The following is a 23,596-nucleotide window of genomic DNA, read 5'->3' as shown; positions in this document are numbered from 1 at the left end:
TCCGGCAGCTGCCCCTCGTCCCCCAGGCCGTCGCCATCGTCATCGCGATCGCCTTGTGGTGGCTGGTGACGACGGTGCTCGTCGCGCCGGATTCGCTCGTGCGGGACTTCGCCCCGCAGTACGTCTTCCCGGCGATCGTCGACCTGTTCGCACGCGGCGTCCTGCTGCCCGACACGCTCGCGAGCCTGTGGCGGTTGCTGGTGGGTCTGCTGATCGCCGCGACGCTCGGCATCCCGCTCGGGTTGCTGATCGGACTCAACCCGTTGGTCGAGCGCGCGACGATGCCCATCATGCAGTTCCTGCGGATGATCTCGCCGCTGTCGTGGGCGCCGATCGCCGTGGCGTTGTTCGGCATCGGCCACCAGCCCGTATTCTTCCTCATCGCCGCCGCCGCGATCTGGCCGATCGTCATCAACACGGCGGCCGGTGTGCACGGCATCGACCAGGGCTATCTGATGGTGGCCCGCTCGTTCGGTGCGACGCGACTCGAACTGCTCACCACCGTCGTCCTGCCGGCCATCCGCGCGCAGGTGCAGACCGGTCTGCGGGTCGGTCTCGGTATCGCGTGGGTCGTGCTCGTCCCCGCCGAGATGCTCGGCGTGCGGTCCGGTCTCGGTTACCAGATCCTCAACGCCCGCGACCAGCTCGCCTACGACCAGGTCATGGCCGTGATCGTCGTGATCGGTTTCCTCGGGTTCTGGCTCGACTGGGCGGCGCGGCACCTGCTGCGCGAACGGCGGAGGCCGGTGAGCGTCGAGGAAGCCGACCGCCCGCTCTGACCTGCGATCAGGACTCGAGCGGCGTCAGTACGAAGACGGGGAGCACCCGGTCGGTGCGCTTCGCGTACAGCGCGTAGTTCGGCCACGTCTCCAGCAGCACCTGCCACAGCCGCGCGCGTTCGTCGCCCTCCGCGATCCGCACCGACACCGCGTGCTCGTGCCCGTCGTACAGCACCTGCGCCTGGTCGGCCGCGCGCAGGTTGATCGCCCAGGACGGGGCTTTCGGGTGTCCCCAGTTCGACCCCACCACGAGCCATCCCCCGTCGTGCGGCACACACAGCAGCGGTGTGGACCGCGGCACCCCGCTCTTGCGGCCCTTCACGGTGAGCACGAGCGAGGGCAGTCCCGCGATCGCGAGCAGGGTGACCTTGCCGCGCGTGGCCCGTTGGATGGTCTTGTCCACCGCGATGATCGGCTGTGAATACCGCGGCAACCACGGCAACGCTCCGATACGGACGGCGACCGGTCGGAGCGGATTCATGCGGTCATCTCCCCCAGGCTGCCAGCAGCGTCCGGGCTGCGGCGACGACGGCCAGCGGCTGATCGATCATCGGATGGTGGCCCGAGGCCGGAAGATCGATCAACAACGCATCAGGACCCAGATTGTCGACCATCCGCCCGTAGAGCGCGTCGTCGATGATGCCGCGTTCGCAGCGGAAGTAGGCGACGGCGCATCCCGGACTCATCGCCTCGAGGCTACGGCGCCCCTCACGTCCCATGCGGAGATTGTCGAATTTCCACGACCAGCCGCCGTCGACCTGCTTCAGCGATCCGCGGGCGATGCGCTCGAGCACGTAGGGTTCGGCGTCGTCCTGCGGCGGCACGAGGCGGAACCGGGCGACGGCGTCCTCCGCCGCGGCGTACACCTTCGGCGGTCCGGCGTTCGCGACGGCCTTCGCGCGCATCTCGAGTTCCTCGGGCGTCATGTCGCGGATCGGCGAATCGATGATCACCACACCGGCGAGTTCGTCGCCGTGGAGATGTGAGGCGGCGAACGAGACGATCCCGCCCATGCTGTGACCGATGAGGACCGGTGGACCGCTGATACCGCCGGCGCGGGCCGCAGCGACGACCTCCGCGGACCACGCTTCCAGGGTGTAGTGCTCGCGGTGGTCACTGTCGCCGTGACCGCTCAGATCGAGCGCGACGACACGACGTCCGGCGGCAAGCTGCGGGCCGATGTGGTCCCACCACCCCGAATGCGCCATGCCGCCGTGGACCAGCACGATGCCCGGCAGACCGGATTCGCCCCACGCCCGGTAGGCGATGGTCGCACCGGCTGCCTCGACCGTCCCGGTCTCGGCGGGTGTGGCCAGGGCGTCGACGAACCACTGAGGAGCAGATCCACTATTGCTCATTATTCGAACTTATGTCAGATGTGACGAGCGCCAACATCCGGGCCATCAGTTCGATCCGTCGCACCTCGAGTTCCGGCTGCGGATGCACCGTCGACGCCAGCGCTTCGCCGTCGAACATGTGCACGAGCGACAGCAGGAGGGTGTCGAAGACGTCGGCCGGGAACCGTGCCGCGACAGGCAGCGACCTGCCGAGATCGACGATCTGGGCGTGGTAGCGCTCGGCCATCGGCGTTAGATGCTCCCGCAACGCCGGGTCGGTGCGCGCCGCGCCGAGCAGTTCGTACCAGGCTGCGTTCATCGGGGCCCGGCAGGCGGTGCGCAGCAGTTCGAGGCACACCCGCAGCGACTCGGAGATGTCCGCGTGCTCGTCACCGAGCGCCGCGAGACCCGCTTCGAAGTTCGCGAACTGGCGTTCCCGGACGGCGTCGGCCGCCGCGATCATCAGGTCGAGTCGCGTGGGGAAGTGCCGGAACACCCCACCCGACGACACCCCCGAGCGCCGGCACACCTCACCGATCGTGGTCGCGGTACAACCGAGCTCGGCGAGGGCAGTGATGGTCGCGTCGAGGATGCGGCCGATCGTCTCCTCCCTGCGCTCCTGCTGGGTACGGCGTACTACGGATGCACTCACGCGACGGGCTCACCCGCCGAGATGCGCATCGGCGCGGGTCCGCGTTCCTCCACCCCGGCGCGCAGGAACCGGCCGGTGCCGACGGTATGTCCGTAACCGGGCACGAACTCGCCGTCGCGGAAGACCACCCGGCCGGCGACCGCCGTCGCCGTCACCGCGCGGTCGTTGCGGTTGACCATGCGGCGGATTCCGCCGAACTCCTCGAGCGGCGACTCGTGATAGGCATCGACGTCGGCGTTCAGTCCGGCAGGATCGACCACGACGAAGTCGGCGCGGTCGCCCACCCGCAGGTGGCCGGCGTCGATTCCGTAGAAGTCGCCGAGTTCGCCGGTGAGCTTGTGGACGGCTTCGGGCAGCGTGAGGAACGGCCTGCCCGCCTTCTCGGCGTCGTGGACGCTCTTCTTCTCGGCGTCGTGGACGCGGCGGAGCAGGCAGATCGCGAAGTTGTAGAAGGCCATGTTCCGCAGGTGGGCGCCGGCGTCCGAGAACCCGACGGTGACGCCGGGCGTGCGGATGAGCCGGTCGGCGACCTTGCTTCGGTCGTTGGCGATCACGGTGTGCCACCGGAACTTCCTGCCGTACTCGACGACGAGGTCGAGGAAGGTGTCGACAGGATGCAGCTTCCTCTCGCGCGCGACGTCGCCGATCGACCGGCCGACGAGCGAGGCGTCGGGACATTCGACGATCCGGGTGTCGTCGAAATCGCGGTGCCACACGCGCGGTGAGAACTTCTTCTCGAAGTCCTGCCGGAACCAGCGGCGGTAGGCCTCGTCGCGCAGCAGGTCGTTGCGGACGAGTTCGTCCTGCAGATGCAGTGCGGCACGGCCTGATCCGAATTCCTCGAAGACGACGAGGTCGATGCCGTCGGAGTACACCTCGAAGGTCGTGGGCAGGTGTTGCCAGCGGAAGGCACCCTTGCCGATCCGGTTGGCCGCGAATGCAATCGGACCGAAGATGCGGTTGACCCACCGTTCGGCCTTCGTGTCGGCCGCTGCGAGCACCGACGTCTTCATCGGCTTGCGCCCGATGCCCGTGCCGGCGAGGGCGAAGAACACGACGTCGTACTTGGTGTTGAGGTTCGGCACGGCCTGCAGGGTGCGACCGCGTCGGCGCAGGATCTTGTGCAGGCGGCGGAATTTCGACCACGACGCGTGGGTCGACGGCAGGGTGCGCGAGCGATAGCGGTCGCCGTCCATCTTGTCCCACGGGTTCGTCATCGTCGACACGCCGAGGAAGCCCGCGTCGAGGGCGTCCTCGATGCGGGCGTCGATCTCGGCGAGTTCGGCCCGGCTCGGTCGGTTCGCCGACTCGGTAGAGCGTCCGAGCCCCATCACCGACGCGCGGACGTCCGAATGTCCCACGAAGGCCGTCACGTTCGGGCCGAGCGGAAGCTTGTTCAGCGCCTCGATGTATTCGCGGGGCGTGCTCCAGGTCTTGGACTTCTCGAGGGCCGAGAGGACGTGCTCGCGCGGGAGTGCTTCGACGCGACCGAACAGGTCGGCAGCGTCGACCGGCGGCACGAAGACCGTCGAGATCGAGCAGTTGCCCATGAGCACGGTCGTGACGCCGTGCCGCACCGACTCGGACAGACCCGGACCCACGAGCACTTCGGCGTCGTAGTGGGTGTGGGTGTCGACGAAGCCCGGCATCACCCAGCGGCCGTGCGCGTCGACGACCTCGGTGTTCGGGCCGGCAGGAAGGTCGTCGGAGGTCGCGGTGACGACGAGTCCGTCGCGGATACCGAGGTTGCGGACGACGCCGGGTGCGCCCGTCCCGTCGAACCAGAGACCACCTCGGACGATGACGTCGAAATCCCCATAATTGTGATCCACACCACTCATGGCGCGAGGGTACATGAAAAAGAGGCCGCGCACTCTCTAAATTCCCGGTTCCGACGGTCTACGGTTCGGCCATGGACCTCGACACCACCCCGGCACTGCTCGTCGACCGCGACATCCTCGACCGCAACATCGCGCGGATGGCGCAGTCCGCCGCCTCACGAGGCCTGTCGCTGCGACCCCACGCGAAGACGCACAAGTGCTCCGAGATCGGACGACGCCAGCTCGGTGCGGGAGCCCGCGGCCTGACGGTCGCGACCGTCTCCGAAGCCGAAGTCTTCGCCGACGAGGGTTTCGACGACCTGTTCGTCGCGTACCCGCTGTGGGTCGACGCTGCCCGCGGTGCACGGCTGCGCGCGTTGACCGACCGGGTGCGCCTGACGGTCGGGATCGATTCCGCGACCGGAGCCCGGCAATTCGTCGAGCACGCCGGCACCGCGATCGGGGTGCTCGTCGAGATCGACAGCGGGCACCACCGCACCGGCGTGTTGCCCGAACAGGCCGGAACCGTGGCGTCGGCGGCCCGCGAGGCGGGCCTCGACGTGCGCGGCGTCTTCACCTTCCCCGGCCACTCGTACGCACCCGACGCGCCCGACAGCGCAGCACGGGAGGAAGTCGACGCACTGGCGGCAGCAGCGGCGTCGCTACGAGCAGCGGGGATCGAGCCGACCGTGATCAGTGGGGGTTCCTCCCCCACGGCACATCTCGACGTGCCCACGGTTGCAACCGAGTTGCGTCCCGGCGTGTACGTCTTCGGTGATGCGCAGCAACTCGAACTCGGCGCGGTGAGCGAATCCGACATCGCGCTGACCGCCCTGGCGACCGTCGTTTCCGCTCGCGACGAGGTGATCGTGCTCGATGCCGGTTCCAAGGTGCTCGGCGCCGATCGAGCCGCGTGGGCCACGGGGTACGGACGCATCCTCGGGGAACCGGACGCGCGCATCACCGCACTGTCGGAGCATCACGCGACGGTGCAGTGGCCGGAGGCATCAACCCGCCCACAACTCGGCGACAGGATGCGGGTGATCCCCAACCACGTGTGCAATGCCGTGAACCTCGCGGACGAGTTGATCATGGTCTCCGGCGACGCGGTAGTCGAGCGATGGAAGGTCGCGGCACGAGGGTGCAACACGTGATCCCGAGACGGTCCCCACACGATCACCTCGAATTCGGCGTGTAGGTCACGAACACGACACCGATCCTCCCCGCACGTCGCTACGCTGCGTTGATGCCGCTGAACCCCGACCTTGCCGGACGCATCTTTCCGCCGACGTCCTATCTCGTCGGCCGGGAGAAGATCCGGGAATTCGCCCGCGCCGTCCGATCGACGCATCCGATCCATCTCGACCCGGAGGCAGCCCGGGCCGCCGGCTTCCCTGATGTCGTGGCTCCTACGACCTTCACCACCGTCGTCCAGAGTCCGTCGGTGACACAGCTTCTGGAGACGCCGGGTACCGGTCTCGAGCTGCACCGGGTGGTGCACGGGTCGGAGAAGGTCGAGCACCGGCGCCCGATCGTGGCCGGCGACGATTTGACCGCGACGCTCACCATCACGGAGGTCACCGAACGCGCCGGCAACCACATCCTGTCCACGATCTGCGAGATCCGGGACGACACGGACGATCTGGTCGCGGTAGTCACTTCGACACTGCTTCACCGAGGAGACGACGCATGACACTCGGCACCGCACTACGATTCGACGAACTCGAGGTCGGTGCGGTCATCGCGAAGACCGAACTGACGGTGACCCGCAGCGATCTGGTCCGCTACGCCGGTGCCTCGGGCGACTTCAACCCGATCCACTACGACGACGTCGTCGCGGCCGGCGAAGGGCTCCCCGGCGTGCTCTGCCAGGGAATGCTCACCGCAGCCCTCGCCCTGCAGACCCTCACGGAACGGCTCGGCGATCCCACCGTGGTCGTCTCCTACGAGACACGGTTCACGCGACCCGTTGTGGTCGACCCGATGTACGGTGCCGTCCTGTCGGTGTCTGCGAAGGTCGGCCACCTCGACGAGGCGGAGCGCACCGCACGGATCGATATCACCGTATCCGTCGACGACCGGCGGGTGCTCGGCAAGACCCAGGTCCGGCTCGCGTTCTCGTCCTGACTCCGAGCGCCGGGAATTCGCCGACGGAACGGACCTCGGTAAGAGAGGATCGACCCATGTCGCGGACACTTCTCGCCGGCTTGGCCGCCGCAGCAACAGCCGTGTACCTCGGGGCATGTGCGTCCCCGTCGAGTCCGTCCGTCGACGAGGGCACCGCCCGGGTGAGCCGTACCGTCACCGAGCCCTCGACGCCCGGGACGGGTACTCCGCGCGTGACCGGCACCGTCGCGTCCGGTCTCGACGCTCCGTGGGGAGTTGCTTTTCTTCCCGGTGGTTCTGCACTGGTGACCGAGCGCAACACCGGCCGGATCGTCGAGATCACCGACGGCGAGGTCCGCGAGGTCGGTCGCGTCGGAGAGACCCTCGCGCAGGGCGAATCGGGACTGCTGGGAATCGCGGTGTCGCCGACCTTCGACACCGACCGCTTCGTGTACCTGTACGTGACAACCGGCAGCGACAACCGGGTACTCCGAGCCGTTTTCGACGGCACCACGCTCGCCGAACCGGAGGTGATCCTCGACGGTATCCCGGCCGGACGGATCCACGACGGCGGGCGGATGATCTTCGGTCCCGACGGGATGCTGTACGTCGCGACCGGCGAGGCGGGCGAGCGCGAACTCGCCCAGGATCCGGAATCACTCGGCGGCAAGATTCTTCGCATCACCGGCGACGGCGAACCCGCGCCCGACAACCCAGATCCGGCGTCGCCGGTGTACTCGCTCGGTCACCGCAACGTGCAGGGACTCGCATTCGACGGCCGGGGACGGTTGTGGGCGTCGGAGTTCGGGCAGAACGACGTCGACGAGCTGAATCTCGTGACGGCCGGTGCGAACTACGGCTGGCCCGTGACCGAAGGGGCCGGGGGCTCCGGCGAATTCGTCGATCCGGTCCTCACCTGGCCGGTCTCGCAGGCGTCGCCATCGGGACTGGCATGGTTCGACGGCAGCCTGTGGATGGCAGGCCTGCGCGGAGAACGCCTCTGGCGCATCGATATCCCGGATACTGATGTGCAGGACACCGCAGTCACCGCGACCGACTTCTTCGTCGGCGAGTACGGACGATTGCGGACCGTCGTCGCCGCGCCGGACGGCTCACTGTGGCTGACGACGTCCAATCGGGACGGTCGCGGCAGCCCGGCCGACGACGACGACCGCATCCTCCGGATCGAGATCTCCTGACGATCAGGGGACGAGAACGACCACCGTCTCGGCGACCAGCGCCGGGCGCTCTCCACCCTCGATCTCGATGGTGTATCCGACGACGAGGTTCGCACCCTTGGCGGTGCGCTCGAGCGATGTGAACTCGGCGCCGGCACGGATCCGCGAGCCGACGGGGACCGGCGCGGGATAGCGAACCTTGTTGCTGCCGTAGTTGACCTTCATCTTCAGGCCCTCGAGGGAAAAGATCTGGGTGCCGAGCACCGGCAGCAGCGACAGGGTCAGGTAACCGTGGGCGATGGTCTTGCCGTACGGGCCGTCCTTCGCACGCTCGGGGTCGACGTGGATCCACTGGTGATCACCGGTGGCCTCGGCGAACAGATCGATGCGCTTCTGGTCGATCTCGAGCCAGTCGCTGTAGCCGAGGTGCTCGCCGACGGCCTTCTCGACCTCGTCGATTCCGTTGAGAACCCGCATTGTTGCTCCTGTCGATGTGCGGCGACGGTCAGAGACCGGCTCGCCTGAGGGTGACGCGATAGGTGTAGTGCTCGGGCAGAAAGTAACTCACCGACAACTCGGTGGGCACGCCATCGTCGTTCGAGTACAACCGGTCGACGCGCAGCAAGGGATGTCCTACTTCACAATTCAGTTCGGTCGCCACCTGTTCGGTGGCGAGCGCGACCGTGATGGACTGTGCGGCTTCGACGATGGGACTGTCGAGATGCGGTTCGAGCAGCCCGATCATCGTGTTCCGGCTGGACGCACCCGCTTGGAGCTCCGGCGAGTCGAGTACGTGCGCGGCGACGGGTTCGGGCAGGTGAACCATGGTGAGTACGAAGGGGATTCCGTCGTGCAGGCGCTTGAATACCGCCGTGTACAGCACGTCGGTGTCGAGACGCAGCCGGCTCGCGGCGTCGATGTCGACTCCGCGTCGCAGCGGCGAGACGATCTGCATGACCGTGTCGGCCGACAACGCGAGCAGATCCTCGATCGAGCCGAGCTGGGGCCGGTAGCGCCGGCCCGACTCGTTCGCGAAGGTGCCGCGGCCGGGAACGCGGTAGACGATGCCGTCGGCCACGAGATCCTGGAAGGCGCGACGCACCGTCTGCCGGCTCACGCCGTGTTCCTCGGCGAGTTCGGCCTCGGTGGGCAGGCGCGTGCCGTCGCTGTACCGTCCCGCCTCGACGGCCTCCCGGAGCTGGCGCGCGAGTTGCGCGTAGGCCGGTTCCGTTTCCCGCACCTTGTAGTCCATGACGGACCGATCCTAGCGGCCGGTCGTCACAGTCCGCCGCGTGCTACGAGCTGGCTCGCGATGACGTTGCGCTGGATCTCGTTGGTGCCCTCGCCGACGATCATCAGCGGCGCGTCGCGGAAGTAGCGCTCGACGTCGTACTCGGTGGAGTAGCCGTAGCCGCCGTGGATGCGCACCGCGTTCAGGGCGATCTCCATCGCGATCTCCGAGCAGTACAGCTTGGCCATACCGGCTTCCATGTCGCAGCGCTCGCCGCTGTCGTACTTCTCCGCCGCGTAGCGCGCCAGCTGCCGGGCGGCGGTGAGCTTGGTGGCCATCTCCGCCAGGTAGTTGCCGATGGACTGGTGCTTCCAGATCGGCTGACCGAAGCTCTCGCGCTGCTGCGCGTAGGCGAGGGAATCCTCGAGTGCAGCGGTCGCGACACCGAGGGCGCGGGAGGCGACCTGCAGACGGCCGGTCTCGAGGCCCTTCATCATGTGGGCGAAGCCCTTGCCGGGCTCGCCGCCGAGGATCGCGTCGACGGAGATGCGGTAGCCATCGAAGCTCAGCTCGCACGACTCGACGCCCTTGTAACCCAGCTTGGGCAGGTCGCGTGAGACGGTCAGGCCCGGGCCGTGCTCGACGAGCACGACGGAGATGCCCTTGTGGCGCGGCTGCGCGGTGGGGTCGGTCTTGCACAGCAGCGCGATCAGCCCCGAGCGACGCGCGTTGGTGATCCACGTCTTGGCACCGTTGATGACCAGCTCGTCGCCGTCACGCTTGGCGGTCGTCGTCATCGCTTGCAGGTCGGAGCCGCCGCCGGGCTCGGTCAGCGCCATCGTCGCCCGGATCTCACCGGTGGCGAGCTTGGGCAGATACTTGCTCTTCTGCTCCTCGGTGCCGAACAGGGTCAGCAGCTTGGCGACGACGGTGTGCCCGCCCATCGCACCCGACAACGACATCCATCCGCGGGCGAGTTCCTCGGTGACCTGGACGTAGCAGGGCATCGACACCGGCGAGCCGCCGTACTCCTCGGGCACGGCGAGCCCGTAGATGCCGATCTGCTTCATCTGCTCGATCCACTTCTCGGGGTACTCGTTGGCGTGCTCGACCTCCTGCACCGACGGCTTGACCTCCCGATCGATGAAGTCGCGGACGGTCTCGACCAGAAAAGTCTCTTCGTCGTTCAGGTAGGTCACGGGGCATCCTTCGTTGGGGACGGGCCACACGGACCCGGCAACTTTGTACGGCCATTTTGTGGACCGAGTTCGGACGTTGTCAACGCAAAGACCGTCATTCGAAGGCGTGATTGCAGAGTTTTCGACGATACGAACGACTGCACCTTCCTATGAGCACACCTCTCCGTGGGGTGGCATACCGCCAACAATGGCCGTACATTTAGCGCCGTCATTGCCGACCGAACTCCCCGAGGTCCCCGTGTCTTCCGAGCAACACCTCCGCCAGCGCGCCGTTCTCGTCGCCCCCGGCTCCGACGAACGCAAAGCCGGTAAGGCCCTCGCCTCCGCCGTCGACGAGGTCGTCCTCGACCTCGAGGACGCCGTCACCGCCGCCCAGAAGGACGCCGCCCGCGAACTCGTGGCTCCCCTGGTCCGCGAACACGGCGCCGCACGCACCGTCTCCGTGCGCATCAACGGACGCGGCACGCCCTGGTTCGAGGACGACCTGCGCACGTGCGCCGCACTCGGCGACGCCCTCGCCTCGATCGTGATCCCCAAGGTCGAGAGCGCCGACGACCTCGTCGAGGCCGACCGCATCCTCGGCGATTCGACCGTCCCGGTGCAGGCCCTCATCGAGACCCCCGCCGGCGTGCAGCGCATCGACGAGATCGTCGCCGGGCCCCGGGTTGCCGGCGTGATCATCGGCTACGCCGACCTCGGCGCCTCCCTGGGCCGCGCCCGCACCGCCGCGCCCGAGCACTGGCTCTACGTGCAGGACCGCGTGCTGCACGCCGCCCGCGCTGCGGGTGTCCAGGCGATCGACGGCCCGTTCCTCGGCATCGCCGACGACGACGCCTTCCGTCACTCGGTGCAGTGGGTGTCCGATCTCGGATTCGACGGCAAGTGGGTCATCCACCCCGCGCAGATCACCTCTGCCGCAGCGGCCTTCACGCCCACCGACGATCAGGTCGACGCCGCCCGCAAGGTTCTCGCCGCGCTCGAGGAAGCCGAGAACCGCGGTGCCGGAGCCGCCCAGCTCGACGGGCAGATGCTCGACGAGGCCGTTGCCGTCGCCGCCCGCCGCACCCTGTCGAAGATCGGAGCCTGAACGCCATGGCCACCTCGTACGTCGGCGGACCCTATTTCGACGAACTGACCGTCGGCCAGGTCTTCGACACCGCCCCCGCCGTGACGCTCACCGACGGCCTCGCCGCCGCGCACCAGAGCATTCTCGGTGACCGCCTACGTCTTCCGCTCGACAAGCACCTCTCGGCCGCCGTCGCGGGTGGGCCGGTCGCGCACGCCGGTTTCGTCACCGACATCGCGATCGGGCAGTCCACGCTCGTCACGCACCACGTCAAGGCCAACCTCTTCTACCGCGGCCTGCGTTTCCGCCGCTTCCCGCACATCGGCGACACCCTCTACACCACCACCGAAGTCGTGGGACTGAAGGAGAATTCGGCGAAGCCCGGACGCAGGCCCACCGGTCTCGCGGCGTTGCGCATGAACACGGTCGATCAGGACGGCAACACCGTCCTCGATTTCTACCGCTGCGCGATGCTGCCGCTGAGCGAGAACCCCGACCCCGACCGCGTCGTGCACTCCGACGACCTCTCGGCCATCGGACCGCAGGACGAACCACAGTGGTCCGCGCCCGCCGACTGGGATCTGGATGTCTACCGGTCGAAGGTGCCGGGCGAGCACTTCGACAAGTCCCTCGCCGGTGCCGTGCTGCAGTCCAGCGGCGATGTCGTCTCGAGCGCACCGGAACTCGCGCGCCTGAGCCTCAACATCGCGGCGACGCACCACGACGAGCGGGTCGGCGCGTCGGGTCGTCTCGTGTACGGCGGCCACACCATCGGCCTGGCCTTCTCGCAGGCGACGCGCGCGCTGCCGAATCTCGTGACGGTGCTGGGTTGGAAGTCGTGCGACCACACCGGTCCGGTGCAGGAGGGCGACACCCTCACCAGCGACCTGCACATCGAATCCGCCGAGCCCCTCGCCGAGGGCGGTGGCGTGCTGAACCTGCGGTCGGTCGTCTACGCGCACCGCGGCGGTGCCGCGAATGGCAACCGCGGCGGTGCCGAGCCGGCGCCCGTGCTGGATTGGCGGTTCACCGCACTCATGGCCTGACAGCCCCTGCCGAAACCGACGTTGTGCGCGAAATCGTTTGGGAAATCGCGAACAATGTCGGTTTCGTCGTTATGCGTCGACTCGTTTGACGAGACGGATGGCGCCGAGCGGGTCGAGCATCTCGGGGTGCGACTGCCTGGCCCGTTGTTCGGGAGTGCTGCCGTGCCGTTCGGCGATCCGGAACAGCCCCGCGTACTCACGATGGGCGCGTTCGCGACGCGGATCGGGTGGGGTGAAACCTTCCTCGGACATGATCCCAGGACGGCGCGTGAGCAAGTTGTTGTCAACAAATTGTTCACACATGCCCGATCCGCAACGACTTCGACCATCCGCCACAGCAATTGCGGCGGCGAATAGCCAGGACGGTAGCGGATACGGGCATCAGGGCACGGTCCACGTGTTGTCGCCCCGCAGCAACTGCTGCAGGTCGGCGGTGCCGGACTCCCGCGCGGTCCGCACCCGAGCGCGCTCCGCGTCGTCGTAGGTCGTCCGCCCGACCTGCCGCACGATCCCCGTGACGACGTAACGAAGGTCCTGGTCCGACAGCCGCGACAGCGCGTACGCGTATTCGGGGTCGTCGGTGTGCGCGTCGTGCACGACGATGTCGGCGGCGTCCACCTCGGAGCGTTGCGCCACACGCAGACCGAAACCCTTTCGGACGACGCACCGCTCGTCGTCGACGCCGAAGATGATCGGTTCGCCGTGCCGCAGCGGGATCAGGTGCGACGGCGCTTCGTCCTTGCGCAACACGTCGAACGAGCCGTCGTTGAAGATCGGGCAGTCCTGCAGGATCTCGACGAAGGCCGCACCGCGATGGTGTGCCGCCGCGCGCAGGACCTCCGTCAGTCCGGCGCGATCGGAGTCGAGAGCACGTGCGACGAAGGACGCCTCGGCGCCGAGCGCGAGCGACAGGGTGTTGAACGGCGCGTCGACCGACCCACCGGGTGAGGACTTGGTGACCTTGCCGACCTCCGAGGTCGGCGAGTACTGACCCTTGGTCAGGCCGTAGATCCGGTTGTTGAACAACAGGATCCGCATGTTCACGTTGCGACGCAGGGCGTGGACGAGATGGTTGCCGCCGATCGACAGGGCGTCGCCGTCGCCGGTCACGACCCACACCGACAGATCCGGACGCGTCACCGCCAGACCGGTCGCGAGTGTCGGGGCGCGTCCGTGGATCGAGTGCACACCGTAGGTGTCGAGATAGTAGGGGAAGCGCGACGAGCATCCGATACCGGAGACGAACACGAGATTCTCACGCCGGACACCCAATTCGGGCAGCAGGCTGCGGACCGTCGCGAGGATGATGTAGTCGCCGCAACCCGGACACCACCGCACTTCCTGGTCGGACGTGAAGTCCTTCGCCTTCTGCGGGTCGTCCGTCCGGGGCACACCGTCGAGTGCGTCGGTGTGCGGGCGGAGTCCGAGATCGTGGCCGAGGAGTCCGGTCATGCTCGTGCCCTCTCTGCTGTCGGGTCGAGTTTCGTCGACGAGGCGACCGCGGCCGGCGTCCGGGATCGTTCGGTGTCGGCGAGTGTTCCGGCGAACTCGGCTTCGATGGCGTCGTGGAGTTCGTCGGCGCGGAACGCCATGCCGGATACCTTCGTCACCGGCTGGATGTCGGCATCGAACCGCGACCGCAGCAGGAAGGACAGCTGACCGAGGTTCATCTCCGGGACCAGCACGCGCCGGTAGCGGCCGAGCACGTCGCCGAGATTCTTCGGCATCGGCGCCAGGTGCCGGAGGTGCGCGCGGGCGACGACATGCCCCGCTCGCCGGGCGCGACGCACGGCCTCCCCGATCGGCCCGTACGACGAACCCCAGCCGAGCACGAGCACCTCGGCGTCGCCGGTGGGGTCGTCGACGTCGAGATCCGGGACGTCGATGCCGGCCACCCGCGCGACCCGCAGTCGGGTCATCAGCTCGTGGTTGGTGTGGTGGTACGAGATGTCGCCGGTGCCGTCGGCCTTCTCGAGTCCGCCGATCCGATGCTCGCGACCTGCGGTGCCGGGTATCGCCCAGTCGCGCGCGAGGGTGTCGGCGTGGCGGGCGTAGGGCAGGTAGCCGGGATCGTCGTCACCCGGCGACGCGGCGAAGCGCGGATCGATGCGGGGCAGGTCGTCGATGTCGGGGATCCGCCACGGTTCGGATCCGTTGGCGATCGCACCGTCGGACAACAGCATGACCGGGGTGCGGTAGGTGATGGCGATGCGCGCGGCTTCGAGTGCGGCGTCGAAGCAGTCGGCGGGTGACTGCGGAGCGACGATCGCGACGGGCGATTCGCCGTTGCGGCCGAACATCGCCTGCATCAGGTCGGCCTGTTCGGTCTTCGTCGGAAGGCCCGTGGACGGTCCACCACGCTGGACGTCGACGACGATCAGCGGCAGTTCGGTCATCACCGCCAGACCGATGGCCTCGGATTGCAGGGCGATTCCCGGACCCGACGTGCTCGTGACCCCGAGCGCGCCACCGTAGGACGCGCCGATCGCGGCGCCGATACCCGCGATCTCGTCCTCGGCTTGGAAGGTGTGCACTCCGAAGCGTCCGAGTCTGCTCAGTTCGTGGAGGATGTCGGAGGCCGGCGTGATCGGGTAGGTGCCGAGGAAGACGTCCATCCCCGCCGCGCGACCCGCCGCGACGAGACCGTAGGCGAGGGCGGTGTTGCCGGTGATCTGCCGGTACGTCCCGGGTGGCAGTGCCGCGCGGGCCACCTCGTAGGTTGCGGCGAACGCCTCGGTGGTCTCGCCGTAGTTCCAGCCGGCGCGCAGGGCGAGGACGTTCGCGTGCGCGATGTCGGGCTTCGACGCGAACTTGCGCTCGAGGAACGTCTCGACCGACGCGATCGGCCGCCCGTACATCCACGACAGGAGACCGAGCGCGAACATGTTCTTCGAGCGCTGCGCATCCTTCTTGCCGACGCCGGCGGGTTCGACGGCTCCAGCGGTGAGCGTGCTCATCGGCAGGGCGTGGACGGTCAGGTGCTCCACCGCGTCGGTGCCGAGCGGATCGGCGTCGTAGCCCGCCTTGCTCAGGTTCCGTTTGGTGAACTCGTCGCTGTTCACGATGACGGTGCCGCCTCGGGGCAGGTCGCCGACGTTGGCCTTGAAGGCCGCCGGGTTCATCGCGACCAGCACGTCGGGCCGGTCGCCGGCGGTGAGGATGTCGTGGTCGGCGATCTGGATCTGGAAGCTCGAGACCCCGGGAAGAGTGCCCTGAGGTGCGCGGATCTCGGCGGGGAAGTTGGGTTGTGTGGCAAGGTCGTTGCCGAAGGCCGCCGCCTCGGCGGTGAACCTGTCACCGGCGAGTTGCATGCCGTCGCCGGAGTCGCCGGCGATGCGGATGACGACCTGTTCGAGTTTCGCGCTCGACGCCATGCGCTCCATCGTGGCCCTCACGCGCGCATGTGCAACCGGTTCTCCCGAAAATTCTGCTCATCCGCTACAAGATCGGCTTTCTGCTACAGCAATTGCCGGCAATCACCGCAGCGGAAAGCCAACTTTGTAGCGAACGCGTCAGGAGCGGACGGTGTCGCCGATGAAGCTCAACGCCTGGGGCCACGACACGGCGTAGGCGTCGGCGTTGACGGGATTGCCGTGCCGGTCGCGGGAGGAGAAACCGTGTTCGGCGCCCGGGTAGACGTGGGTGATGGTCGCGCCGGTCTCGCGCTGTTGCAGCGTCGCCTGCAGGTTCGCGAAGGTCTCGGCGCTCATGATCGTGTCGGCGCCGGCGTGCAGCACCATGACGGGTGCTGCGACGCGACCTGCCTGTTCGACGGCGTCGATCGTGTGGTTCGGGGCGGGTGGCACCGCGATCGACGGGTGGTAGGCCACGACATTCGCGACCCGCGTGTCTCGGGCGCCGAGGATCAGGGCGAGGCGTCCGCCGAGGCACCATCCGATCACGCCGACCTTCTCCAGGCGCAGTTCACCGAAAGCATGGTCGAGCAGGGTCGCCATCTCCGCGACGCAGTTCTCGTCGTCGAGGCCCCGCATCAACTCCACGAGTTCCTCGCGCGAGGTGTCGTCGGCGCTCGGTCCGTGCCAGGGATCCCAGACGAGCGCGGTCACACCGGTTCCGGCGATGTCGTGCGCGTACTCGCGGACCTGGGCGTCGATGCCGGTGATCATGGGCAGCAGCAGCATTCCTCCGGTGGCACCGCCGAGCGGCCTGGCCAGATAGGCGCGCAGACCTGCGATGTGAACGAATTCTGCCTCGATGTCGGTCATCGACCGTCCTTCCACTTTGCGTCGTTTGTTCGTCATGATCTTCGTACGAAGTCGTTCAGCGGGCAGCACATCCACCCGTCACTGCAGCTCAGGGACCGTCCGTCCCACCCACCAGAAAAGAACATCATTTCCGATCTGCGGTATCGTTCCTCTCGCGCACCGACGTACGGTTGGAGCACGGCAGACGGCTCGCTCGAAAGGGATACCGGCAGATGGCTCGCACCGTATTGGTCAGTGGTGGCACCGGCGGCCTCGGCAGCGCCGTGACGAAACATCTCCTCGACACCGGATGGCGGGTCGTGGTGCCGTGGCTGGTCCGTGACGAGCTCGAGCGCGTGGGCACGCATCCGAACCTCCAACTCGTCCAGGCCGACGTCTCCGACGAGCAACAGCTCGAGGACGCCCTGAACCTGGCGTGCGACGACCCCGACGCTCCCCTCTTCGGCGTCGTCAATCTTGTCGGCGGCTTCACCTCCGGACCTCGGGTGCACGAGACTCCGATCGAGGTCCTCGACTCCCAGCTCGATCTCAACCTGCGCACTGCCTATTCCGTCAGCCAGGCGGCGCTGCCCCACCTGATCCGCCGCGGCGGTGGATCGATCGTCTGCATCTCCACCGCCGCGACGCTCAACCCCTTCCCGGGCGGCGCCCCCTACATCGCTTCCAAGGCTGCTTTGTCGGCGCTGGTCGAGACGATGGCGCTCGAGTACCGCGACGACCACATCCGCGTCAACGCGCTGCTGCCCGTCGTCATCGACACCCCGGCCAACCGCGCCGCGATGCCCGACGCCGACACGAGCCGCTGGTCGAAGCCGGCCGACATCGCGAAGGTCATCGAGTTCCTGATCTCCGATGCGGGCGCCTCCGTCACCGGTGGTCTGATCCCCGTCACCAATGTCGGCTGACAGCGTCAGACCGACTGGAGGCGACCGAGTTTCATCGCACGTTCGAACGCTCGCCGTTCGGCGTAGTTCATGCCGCCCCACACGCCGTGCGTCTCTCCGGTGCGCACGGCGTGCACTCGGCACGCGTCGATCACCGGACAGGAGCGACAGACCTCCTTCGCCTGCCGCTCGGCCCGGAGCACCGCACCACGGCCGTCCTCGGGCTGAGGGAAGAACATCGACGTGTCCACCCCGCGGCACCGCGCCGCGACCACCCAGTCACGGTCGCCGGATCCGTACATCGCCGCCTCCTTGCCCATCGGGTCATCGCGGACCTGCACTCGTCGAACGAGTGTTTGTACGGCCATTTTTCGGTACCCGGCGGGGATCGTCAATCGTTGAGCAGGACAAATCCATCAGAATCGACGATGCCAGTCGCTTCGGATACCTATAAGCACCGGACGCTATGGCCGCACATTTGATGAGCGGACGAGGCCGAGCGGACCAGGGGGGCGGATCAGCCGACGATGCCGGCCTTCTTCAGGCCCGCGATCTGCTCGTCGGTGAGCCCGAGAGCGGCGAGCACCGTGTCGGTGTGCTGACCGAGCCCCGGCACCGCGCCCATCGGCAGTTCGACGTCGCGGAAGTTCATCGGCGGCAGGATGCCACGCACCGTCCCCGCCTCGGTCTGCACCTCACGCCAGCGATCGCGCGTCGAGAGCTGGGGGTGCTCGATGAGCCCGCGCAGATCCCGCAGCTGCGCGGCGGGCACACCGGCGTCGGCGAGCTTGCCGTCGAGCTCCGCACTGGTGAATTGCTTGGTGGCCTGCCCGACCAGCGCATCGACGTCCTCGCGGCGACGCACCCGCTCGAGATTGGTGGCGTAGCGCGGATCATCGCCCAGTTCGGGCATGCCGAGCACATCGGTGAGCGTGCGCCAGCCCCGATCGTTCTGCACGCCGATGAGGATCTCGCCGTCCGAGGTGGGGTATTTGTCGTACGGCGCGATCGACGTGTGCGACAGACCCATCCGCGGCACCTGCCGCCCCTGATACATCTGCAGGTACATCGGATAACCGAGCCATTCGGCGGTCGCGTCGAACATCGACACGTCGATCGTCGCGCCGACGCCCGTGCGGTGCCGGCGCAACAGCGCCGCCTGGATGGAGGTGAGCGCATACATGCCCGCGGCGATGTCCGAGGTGGGGATGCCCGTCTTCACCGCAGTCTCGGGCGTGCCGGTGATCGAGCACAGGCCCGTCTCGGACTGCACGAGCATGTCGTAGGCCTTGCGGTCGCGCATCGGTCCGTCGGTGCCGTAACCGGACATGTTGACCACCACCAGTTCCGGGTGGTCGGCACGCAGGTCGTCGGCACCGAGTCCGAGACGCTCCACCGCGCCGGGAGCGAGATTCTGCAAGAAGACGTCCGCACCGCGGATCAGCGCCTTCACCGCATCGATGCCCTCGGGAGCCTTGAGATCCACCGCGAACGATTCCTTGCCGCGGTTGAGCCAGACGAAGTGTGCGGCCAGGCCGTGCACGGCACCGTCGTAGGCGCGCGCGAAGTCGCCGTCGCCGACGCGTTCGACCTTGACGACACGGGCTCCGAGGTCTGCGAGATGGCGCGTCGCGAGGGGCGCGGCGACCGCCTGTTCGAGGCTCACCACAGTGATGCCCTCCAGCGGCAGGCCGGCGGAAACCTCCACCTCGGTCCGATCGGTTCGGTCGCTCGTCACCTGATGTCCTTTCGCGTTCGCGGTTCCCCCATCCGGCGTCGCTGCATGTCTACCAGGACGAACACGGACTCCTCAGTAATACCTCTGCGGTATCGATTCGAGTCCTATTGGGTATTGGACTGGAAATCCGAGCCCTGCCACTCTCTGTTGAGACGCAGACCACATTTCACCCGCTTCGTCCGGGGGCGTAGCAGACGGAGGGCGCATGAGTTCGTCCACACCCACCGATCAGGAGATCGCGAGGAAGGCCCGCAAGGCCGGTATCGCCTCCTTCATCGGCACCACCATCGAGTGGTACGACTTCTACATCTACGGCACGGCCGCCGCGCTGGTGTTCGGCCAGGTCTTCTTCTCGGACGAACTCTCGAGCGGTGTCGCGACCCTCCTCGCGTTCGTCACCCTCTGGGCCGGCTTCCTTGCCCGCCCACTCGGTGGCGTCATCTTCGGCCATCTCGGAGACCGCCTCGGACGCAAGAACACCCTCGTCATCACGCTCGTCATGATGGGCATCGCGACGGTGGGCATCGGTTTGCTCCCCACCTACGCGCAGATCGGAATGTGGGCGCCGGTCCTGCTGGTCTTCCTGCGCATCGTGCAGGGCGTCGCGGTCGGCGGCGAATGGGGCGGCGCCGTCCTCATCGCCAGCGAGAACGCCCCGAAGGGCAAGGGAATCCTGTATTCGGCGTTCGCGCAGCAGGGTTCGCCCGCCGGCAACCTGCTGTCGACGATGGCCTTCTTCTTCCTCGCAGCGCTGCCCACCCCGCAGTTCATGATGTGGGGCTGGCGCATCCCGTTCCTGCTGTCGGGCGTGCTGGTCGTCATAGGCATGGTGATCCGCCTCGAGCTCGAGGAATCGGACGCGATGAAAGCCGTTCTGGCACGCAAGAAGACCGTCAAGCTCCCGATCAAGGAAGTGCTGCGCAAGCACTGGGTCCTGGTCCTGCTCGGCGCCGGTGCACTGCCCCTCGCCCAGGTGACCTATTTCAAGAACACCTTCGCGCTGTCGTGGGCGACGAGCGAACTCGGTTACGAGCGCGGCACCTTCCTCGCGATCATCGCCATCGCCCTCGTCGTGCAGTTCATCGTGCAGCCGTTCGGTGCCGTGCTGGTGTCGAAAATCGACATGCGCAGGGCCATGCTCCTGATGATCGTCCCGGAGCTGTTCCTCATGCCGGCGATGTTCTTCGCGATCCGCACCGAGACCTTCGCGGTCGCCGTGATCGGTATGTGCCTCGCGACGATTCCGCACTCGATGTTCTACGGCGCGATCGCCGGCATCCTGGCCCGCGCCTTCCCGGCAAACATCCGGTACTCGGGCCTGTCGCTCGCCTACCAGCTGTGCTCGCTGATCGTCGGTGGTGGCACCCCGGTTCTCGCCCAGTACCTGCTCAACTCGTCCGGTGACGTCACCGGCGTGGCCATCGCGGCGGCCTGCTACGCAGCGGTTTCCCTCGTGTGCACCCTGGCACTGCTCGAGCGCACCGGATACGACCCGAAGGCACCCTCGGTCGCCGAGAAGTCCGACGCCGACGAACTCGCCCTCGAGCAGTCGGAGGCGGCCGAGCACGACCGCCGTACTCCGGGAACCGACGACACCCCACGAGGTCGCGTCCATGCCTAGGACGGATCGCTCGCACTCGGGGCCGGCCGGCGCAGTCGCCGGCCGGCCCCGGTCAATCCGGAGTCGGCAGCGCTTCCTCGGAGAGGCGGAGAACCTCCCGCAGCGCGGCACTGTCGTCGTCCTCCCGCCACACGAGCCGCACGTCGAGCGGCTCGGGATGATCTGCGAGAGGAACGGACACGACCTCGGGGTTGATGACGTTCGCCGCGACCGACGAGACCGTCATCGAACATCCCACCCCGGCCGAGACCAGGGCGATCAGCGACAGCGAATCCGGGGCGCTCTGAACGATTCTGGGCGTGAATCCGACATCGTGGGCGATACGGAGCAACAGCTCGCGCAGCATCGATCCGGGTTCGGCGGGCAGCATCACCCACGCCTCGTGCGCGAGGTCCTCGAGCCGGACCTGCTCACGGTCGGCGAGCGGGTGCTCCTTGGGCAGCGCCACGACGAGGTTCTCTCGGGCCACGACGCGCGACGCGATCCCCGGTGGGAAGAACAACACGCGCACGATGCCGATGTCGAGCTTGCCCGCGGCCAGCTTGTTGAGCGCCTCGCTCGCGTACGCCGAACTGTCGAGCACGAATTCGATACCGGGATGAGTGCGCCGCACGAGCTTCGCCCACCGGCCCACGAGATAGTGCGAGGACGAACCGGCGAAACCGATACGGACCCTGCCGGTCTGACCCGACCCCGCGGCGGTCACCGCCATCTCGGCGAGCCGGCAGGCGTCGAGGATGTTCCGGGCCGGCTCCACGAGCGCGCGACCGCTCTCCGTCAACCGCACGCTGCGGGTGTTGCGTTCGAAGAGTTCGGCTCCGAGTTCTTTCTCGAGCCTGCGGATCGTGCGGCTGAGCGGCGGCTGGGCCATGTGCAGCCGTTGCGCCGCGCGACCGAAATGCAGTTCCTCCGCCACCGCCAGGAACGCCTTCACCTGCTGGATCTCCACCCGTCGATTATTGCGCCTGCGGGCGCCTGATATCCGACACCGAATTACCGACCACACGGAGGACGACCGGGTATGCCGGACAAACTCATGACCCTGCGCGAGGCGATCGCCACCTATGTCGAGGACGGCATGACCGTTGCCCTCGAGGGTTTCTCGCACCTCATCCCGTTCGCCGCGGCGCACGAGATCATCCGGCAGGGCAGGCGCGACCTGACGTTGTGCCGCATGACCCCCGACATCATCTCCGATCAGCTCATCGCCGCCGACTGCGTGTCGAAGCTCGTCGCCTCGTTCTTCGCCAGCGGCTCGGCCGGGTCGCTGTACGAGATCCGCCGGCGCATCGAGAGCCACGACCCCGTCGCACTCGAAGTCGAGGAGTACAGCCACTACGGCATGGTCTGCCGCTACCAGGCCGGCGCGGCCGGGCTGCCCTTCTTCCCGCTGCGCTCGTATGCCGGCAGCGACCTGCCGAAGATCAACCCGAACATCCGGCTCGTCGAGGATCCCTTCAGCGGCGGCAGCGTCTACGTTGCGCCTCCACTGAACCCGGACGTGACGATCATCCACGCCCAGCGCGCCGACCGCTCCGGCAACGTCCAGATCTGGGGCATCGCCGGCGTGCAGCAGGAAGCGGTCTACGCTGCGAAGAAGGCCATCGTGGCGGTCGAAGAGATCGTCGACGACGACGTGATCCGCTCCGATCCCAGCCGCACCCTCGTCCCCTCGCACGCGGTGGACGCGGTGGTGCTGAGCCCGCGCGGAGCGCACCCCTCCTACGCGCAGGGTTACTACGACCGCGACTGCGCGTTCTACCGCCGATGGACCGCGATCAGCAAGGACCCCCAGCAACTGCGCACCTGGTTGAAGGAATGGGTCCTCACCACCGCCGATCACGCCGAATACCTCGAGAAACTGGGCGAAGAGTACTGGGCCGACCTCGAGGTCGCGCCGCGCCCCTCCGGGACCGTCGACTACGGGAGCCGAAAGTGACCACCACCGAAACCTTCTCCACCACCGAACTGATCGTCTCCGTCGCCGCGCGGGCCCTGGCCGGCAAGGCCCGGGTCTTCGCCGGGGTGGGTCTGCCCACCCTCGCCGTCGACCTCGCCGCCCGCACGTCGAACCCCGACGTCGAGCTGATCTACGAATCCGGGGTCTGCGGTGCGCACCCCGAGGCGATGGCCGAGGGCATCGCCGACTCCGTCGTGGTCTCCGGCGCCGAATCCGTGGTGTCCATGGCGTCGCTGTTCGGGTACGTGCTCCAAGGCGGCAACGTCGACGTCGGGTTCCTCGGGGCGGCGCAGATCGACCGCGACGGCAGCCTCAACACCAGCATCATCGGCGACTGGGACAAGCCCACCGTGCGCCTGCCCGGCGGCGGCGGAGCCGTCGAGATCATGCCCAACGCCGGCGAGGTGTTCGTGATCATGCGACGCCACGATCCGAGTGCCTTCCCCGCCGAACTGGACTTCTGCACGACCCCGAGCCCGGTGCGCGCCCGTGAGGCGGGCGTCGGCATCATGCCCCGCGGCCGCGGGGTGACGAAGGTGTTCACCAGTCTGGGCGTGCTGTCGCGGCAAGATTCCTTCGACGAACTCGAACTGACCAGCATCCACCGCGGTGTCACCGTCGACCAGGTCCGCGCCGCCACCGGCTGGGATCTGAAGGTCTCCGACGAGCTGACGCTGACCGAGGATCCCACCGCCGAGGAGATCGACCTGCTGCGCAACGAGATCGACAAGGTCCGCCTGTATCTGCGGTGAT

25 protein-coding genes are annotated in these 23,596 nt (G+C 67.7%); 11 read left to right on the top strand and 14 right to left on the bottom strand.

Annotated elements, in window-relative coordinates:
* Nucleotides 1-8 precede the first annotated feature (8 nt).
* Complete coding sequence (locus tag ACQR3U_RS11525; RefSeq protein WP_202399481.1) at nt 9-779, top strand: ABC transporter permease; 771 nt, start codon at nt 9-11, stop codon at nt 777-779.
* 7 nt (nt 780-786) lie between these two features.
* On the opposite strand, the gene ACQR3U_RS11520 is transcribed toward ACQR3U_RS11525, so the two are convergent.
* The 4 genes from ACQR3U_RS11520 to ACQR3U_RS11505 are packed head-to-tail and all read right to left on the bottom strand — an operon-like array spanning nt 787 to nt 4,609.
* The gene (locus ACQR3U_RS11520) at nt 787-1,260 is read right to left on the bottom strand and encodes a nitroreductase family deazaflavin-dependent oxidoreductase (protein ID WP_019290849.1); all 474 of its coding nucleotides are present in this window, start codon (nt 1,258-1,260) and stop codon (nt 787-789) included.
* 4 nt (nt 1,261-1,264) lie between these two features.
* Nucleotides 1,265-2,137, bottom strand: a complete 873-nt coding sequence (locus ACQR3U_RS11515; RefSeq protein ID WP_230810576.1) for an alpha/beta fold hydrolase — start codon at nt 2,135-2,137, stop codon at nt 1,265-1,267.
* Nucleotides 2,127-2,768: a TetR/AcrR family transcriptional regulator gene (locus ACQR3U_RS11510; protein ID WP_006553702.1), complete on the bottom strand. Its 642-nt coding sequence runs from the start codon at nt 2,766-2,768 to the stop codon at nt 2,127-2,129. Before ACQR3U_RS11510 ends, ACQR3U_RS11515 begins: the two co-directional genes overlap by 11 nt.
* Nucleotides 2,765-4,609 carry an N-acyl-D-amino-acid deacylase family protein gene (locus ACQR3U_RS11505; RefSeq protein ID WP_230810577.1) on the bottom strand — a complete coding sequence of 615 codons (1,845 nt, stop codon included), beginning with the start codon at nt 4,607-4,609 and terminating at the stop codon, nt 2,765-2,767. Before ACQR3U_RS11505 ends, ACQR3U_RS11510 begins: the two co-directional genes overlap by 4 nt.
* A 71-nt stretch (nt 4,610-4,680) precedes the next feature.
* Here ACQR3U_RS11505 and ACQR3U_RS11500 point away from each other — a divergent pair, with 71 nt between their 5' ends.
* The 4 genes from ACQR3U_RS11500 (at nt 4,681) to ACQR3U_RS11485 (ending at nt 7,893) form a co-directional block, all read left to right on the top strand.
* Nucleotides 4,681-5,742 carry a D-TA family PLP-dependent enzyme gene (locus ACQR3U_RS11500; RefSeq protein WP_230810578.1) on the top strand — a complete coding sequence of 354 codons (1,062 nt, stop codon included), beginning with the start codon at nt 4,681-4,683 and terminating at the stop codon, nt 5,740-5,742.
* 92 nt (nt 5,743-5,834) lie between these two features.
* Entirely contained in the window at nt 5,835-6,281 is a 447-nt protein-coding gene (locus ACQR3U_RS11495; protein ID WP_019290845.1) for an FAS1-like dehydratase domain-containing protein, read from the top strand.
* A complete protein-coding gene (locus ACQR3U_RS11490; protein WP_230810579.1) occupies nt 6,278-6,715 on the top strand; it encodes a MaoC/PaaZ C-terminal domain-containing protein in 438 nt (145 codons plus the stop codon). The genes ACQR3U_RS11495 and ACQR3U_RS11490 overlap by 4 nt, the downstream gene beginning before the upstream one ends.
* Before the next feature lie 56 nt (nt 6,716-6,771).
* Nucleotides 6,772-7,893: a PQQ-dependent sugar dehydrogenase gene (locus tag ACQR3U_RS11485; RefSeq protein WP_230810580.1), complete on the top strand. Its 1,122-nt coding sequence runs from the start codon at nt 6,772-6,774 to the stop codon at nt 7,891-7,893.
* A 3-nt stretch (nt 7,894-7,896) separates the two neighbouring features.
* Here the strand turns inward: ACQR3U_RS11485 and ACQR3U_RS11480 are convergent, their stop codons facing one another.
* The 3 genes from ACQR3U_RS11480 to ACQR3U_RS11470 are packed head-to-tail and all read right to left on the bottom strand — an operon-like array spanning nt 7,897 to nt 10,302.
* Nucleotides 7,897-8,349 carry a MaoC family dehydratase gene (locus tag ACQR3U_RS11480; protein WP_006553710.1) on the bottom strand — a complete coding sequence of 151 codons (453 nt, stop codon included), beginning with the start codon at nt 8,347-8,349 and terminating at the stop codon, nt 7,897-7,899.
* Nucleotides 8,350-8,377: 28 nt separating this feature from the next.
* Complete coding sequence (locus ACQR3U_RS11475; protein WP_230810581.1) at nt 8,378-9,124, bottom strand: GntR family transcriptional regulator; 747 nt, start codon at nt 9,122-9,124, stop codon at nt 8,378-8,380.
* A gap of 26 nt (nt 9,125-9,150) precedes the next feature.
* On the bottom strand, nt 9,151-10,302 hold the full coding sequence (locus ACQR3U_RS11470) for an acyl-CoA dehydrogenase family protein (protein WP_200358751.1): 1,152 nt from the start codon (nt 10,300-10,302) through the stop codon (nt 9,151-9,153).
* 211 nt (nt 10,303-10,513) lie between these two features.
* Here ACQR3U_RS11470 and ACQR3U_RS11465 point away from each other — a divergent pair, with 211 nt between their 5' ends.
* Nucleotides 10,514-11,389, top strand: a complete 876-nt coding sequence (locus tag ACQR3U_RS11465) for an HpcH/HpaI aldolase/citrate lyase family protein (RefSeq protein WP_230810605.1) — start codon at nt 10,514-10,516, stop codon at nt 11,387-11,389.
* Between the two features lie 5 nt (nt 11,390-11,394).
* Entirely contained in the window at nt 11,395-12,414 is a 1,020-nt protein-coding gene (locus ACQR3U_RS11460) for a MaoC family dehydratase (RefSeq protein WP_230810582.1), read from the top strand.
* 69 nt (nt 12,415-12,483) lie between these two features.
* On the opposite strand, the gene ACQR3U_RS11455 is transcribed toward ACQR3U_RS11460, so the two are convergent.
* From ACQR3U_RS11455 to ACQR3U_RS11440, 4 genes are all read right to left on the bottom strand, one after another.
* Nucleotides 12,484-12,666: a hypothetical protein gene (locus ACQR3U_RS11455; RefSeq protein ID WP_019290838.1), complete on the bottom strand. Its 183-nt coding sequence runs from the start codon at nt 12,664-12,666 to the stop codon at nt 12,484-12,486.
* 129 nt (nt 12,667-12,795) lie between these two features.
* A complete protein-coding gene (locus ACQR3U_RS11450) occupies nt 12,796-13,866 on the bottom strand; it encodes a 2-oxoacid:ferredoxin oxidoreductase subunit beta (protein WP_230810583.1) in 1,071 nt (356 codons plus the stop codon).
* On the bottom strand, nt 13,863-15,797 hold the full coding sequence (locus ACQR3U_RS11445) for a 2-oxoacid:acceptor oxidoreductase subunit alpha (RefSeq protein ID WP_230810606.1): 1,935 nt from the start codon (nt 15,795-15,797) through the stop codon (nt 13,863-13,865). Before ACQR3U_RS11445 ends, ACQR3U_RS11450 begins: the two co-directional genes overlap by 4 nt.
* A 129-nt stretch (nt 15,798-15,926) precedes the next feature.
* A complete protein-coding gene (locus tag ACQR3U_RS11440) occupies nt 15,927-16,640 on the bottom strand; it encodes a dienelactone hydrolase family protein (protein ID WP_230810584.1) in 714 nt (237 codons plus the stop codon).
* A 212-nt stretch (nt 16,641-16,852) separates the two neighbouring features.
* Here ACQR3U_RS11440 and ACQR3U_RS11435 point away from each other — a divergent pair, with 212 nt between their 5' ends.
* Nucleotides 16,853-17,545 (top strand): SDR family NAD(P)-dependent oxidoreductase, encoded by a 693-nt coding sequence (locus ACQR3U_RS11435; protein WP_230810585.1) that lies wholly within the window; start codon nt 16,853-16,855, stop codon nt 17,543-17,545.
* Nucleotides 17,546-17,550: 5 nt separating this feature from the next.
* Here ACQR3U_RS11435 and ACQR3U_RS11430 read toward each other — a convergent pair whose 3' ends face one another.
* Entirely contained in the window at nt 17,551-17,865 is a 315-nt protein-coding gene (locus tag ACQR3U_RS11430; protein ID WP_372477595.1) for a WhiB family transcriptional regulator, read from the bottom strand.
* 176 nt (nt 17,866-18,041) lie between these two features.
* Nucleotides 18,042-19,262 carry a CaiB/BaiF CoA transferase family protein gene (locus ACQR3U_RS11425; RefSeq protein WP_019290835.1) on the bottom strand — a complete coding sequence of 407 codons (1,221 nt, stop codon included), beginning with the start codon at nt 19,260-19,262 and terminating at the stop codon, nt 18,042-18,044.
* Between the two features lie 205 nt (nt 19,263-19,467).
* On the opposite strand from ACQR3U_RS11425, the gene ACQR3U_RS11420 reads away from it, so the two are divergent.
* The gene (locus ACQR3U_RS11420) at nt 19,468-20,883 is read left to right on the top strand and encodes an MFS transporter (RefSeq protein ID WP_230810586.1); all 1,416 of its coding nucleotides are present in this window, start codon (nt 19,468-19,470) and stop codon (nt 20,881-20,883) included.
* Nucleotides 20,884-20,935: 52 nt separating this feature from the next.
* On the opposite strand, the gene ACQR3U_RS11415 is transcribed toward ACQR3U_RS11420, so the two are convergent.
* Entirely contained in the window at nt 20,936-21,832 is an 897-nt protein-coding gene (locus ACQR3U_RS11415) for a LysR family transcriptional regulator (RefSeq protein ID WP_230810587.1), read from the bottom strand.
* A 72-nt stretch (nt 21,833-21,904) separates the two neighbouring features.
* Here ACQR3U_RS11415 and ACQR3U_RS11410 point away from each other — a divergent pair, with 72 nt between their 5' ends.
* Both ACQR3U_RS11410 and ACQR3U_RS11405 read left to right on the top strand, forming a co-directional pair.
* Entirely contained in the window at nt 21,905-22,822 is a 918-nt protein-coding gene (locus tag ACQR3U_RS11410; protein ID WP_230810588.1) for a CoA transferase subunit A, read from the top strand.
* Nucleotides 22,819-23,595 carry a 3-oxoadipate--succinyl-CoA transferase subunit B gene (locus ACQR3U_RS11405; protein ID WP_006553723.1) on the top strand — a complete coding sequence of 259 codons (777 nt, stop codon included), beginning with the start codon at nt 22,819-22,821 and terminating at the stop codon, nt 23,593-23,595. The genes ACQR3U_RS11410 and ACQR3U_RS11405 overlap by 4 nt, the downstream gene beginning before the upstream one ends.
* Nucleotide 23,596: the final 1 nt, after the last annotated feature.

Origin of the sequence: Rhodococcus sp. IEGM1339 (assembly GCF_050321925.1) — a bacterium.
Lineage (GTDB): Bacteria > Actinomycetota > Actinomycetes > Mycobacteriales > Mycobacteriaceae > Rhodococcus > Rhodococcus pyridinivorans.
This window is presented reverse-complemented; position numbering and strand designations above follow the sequence as displayed.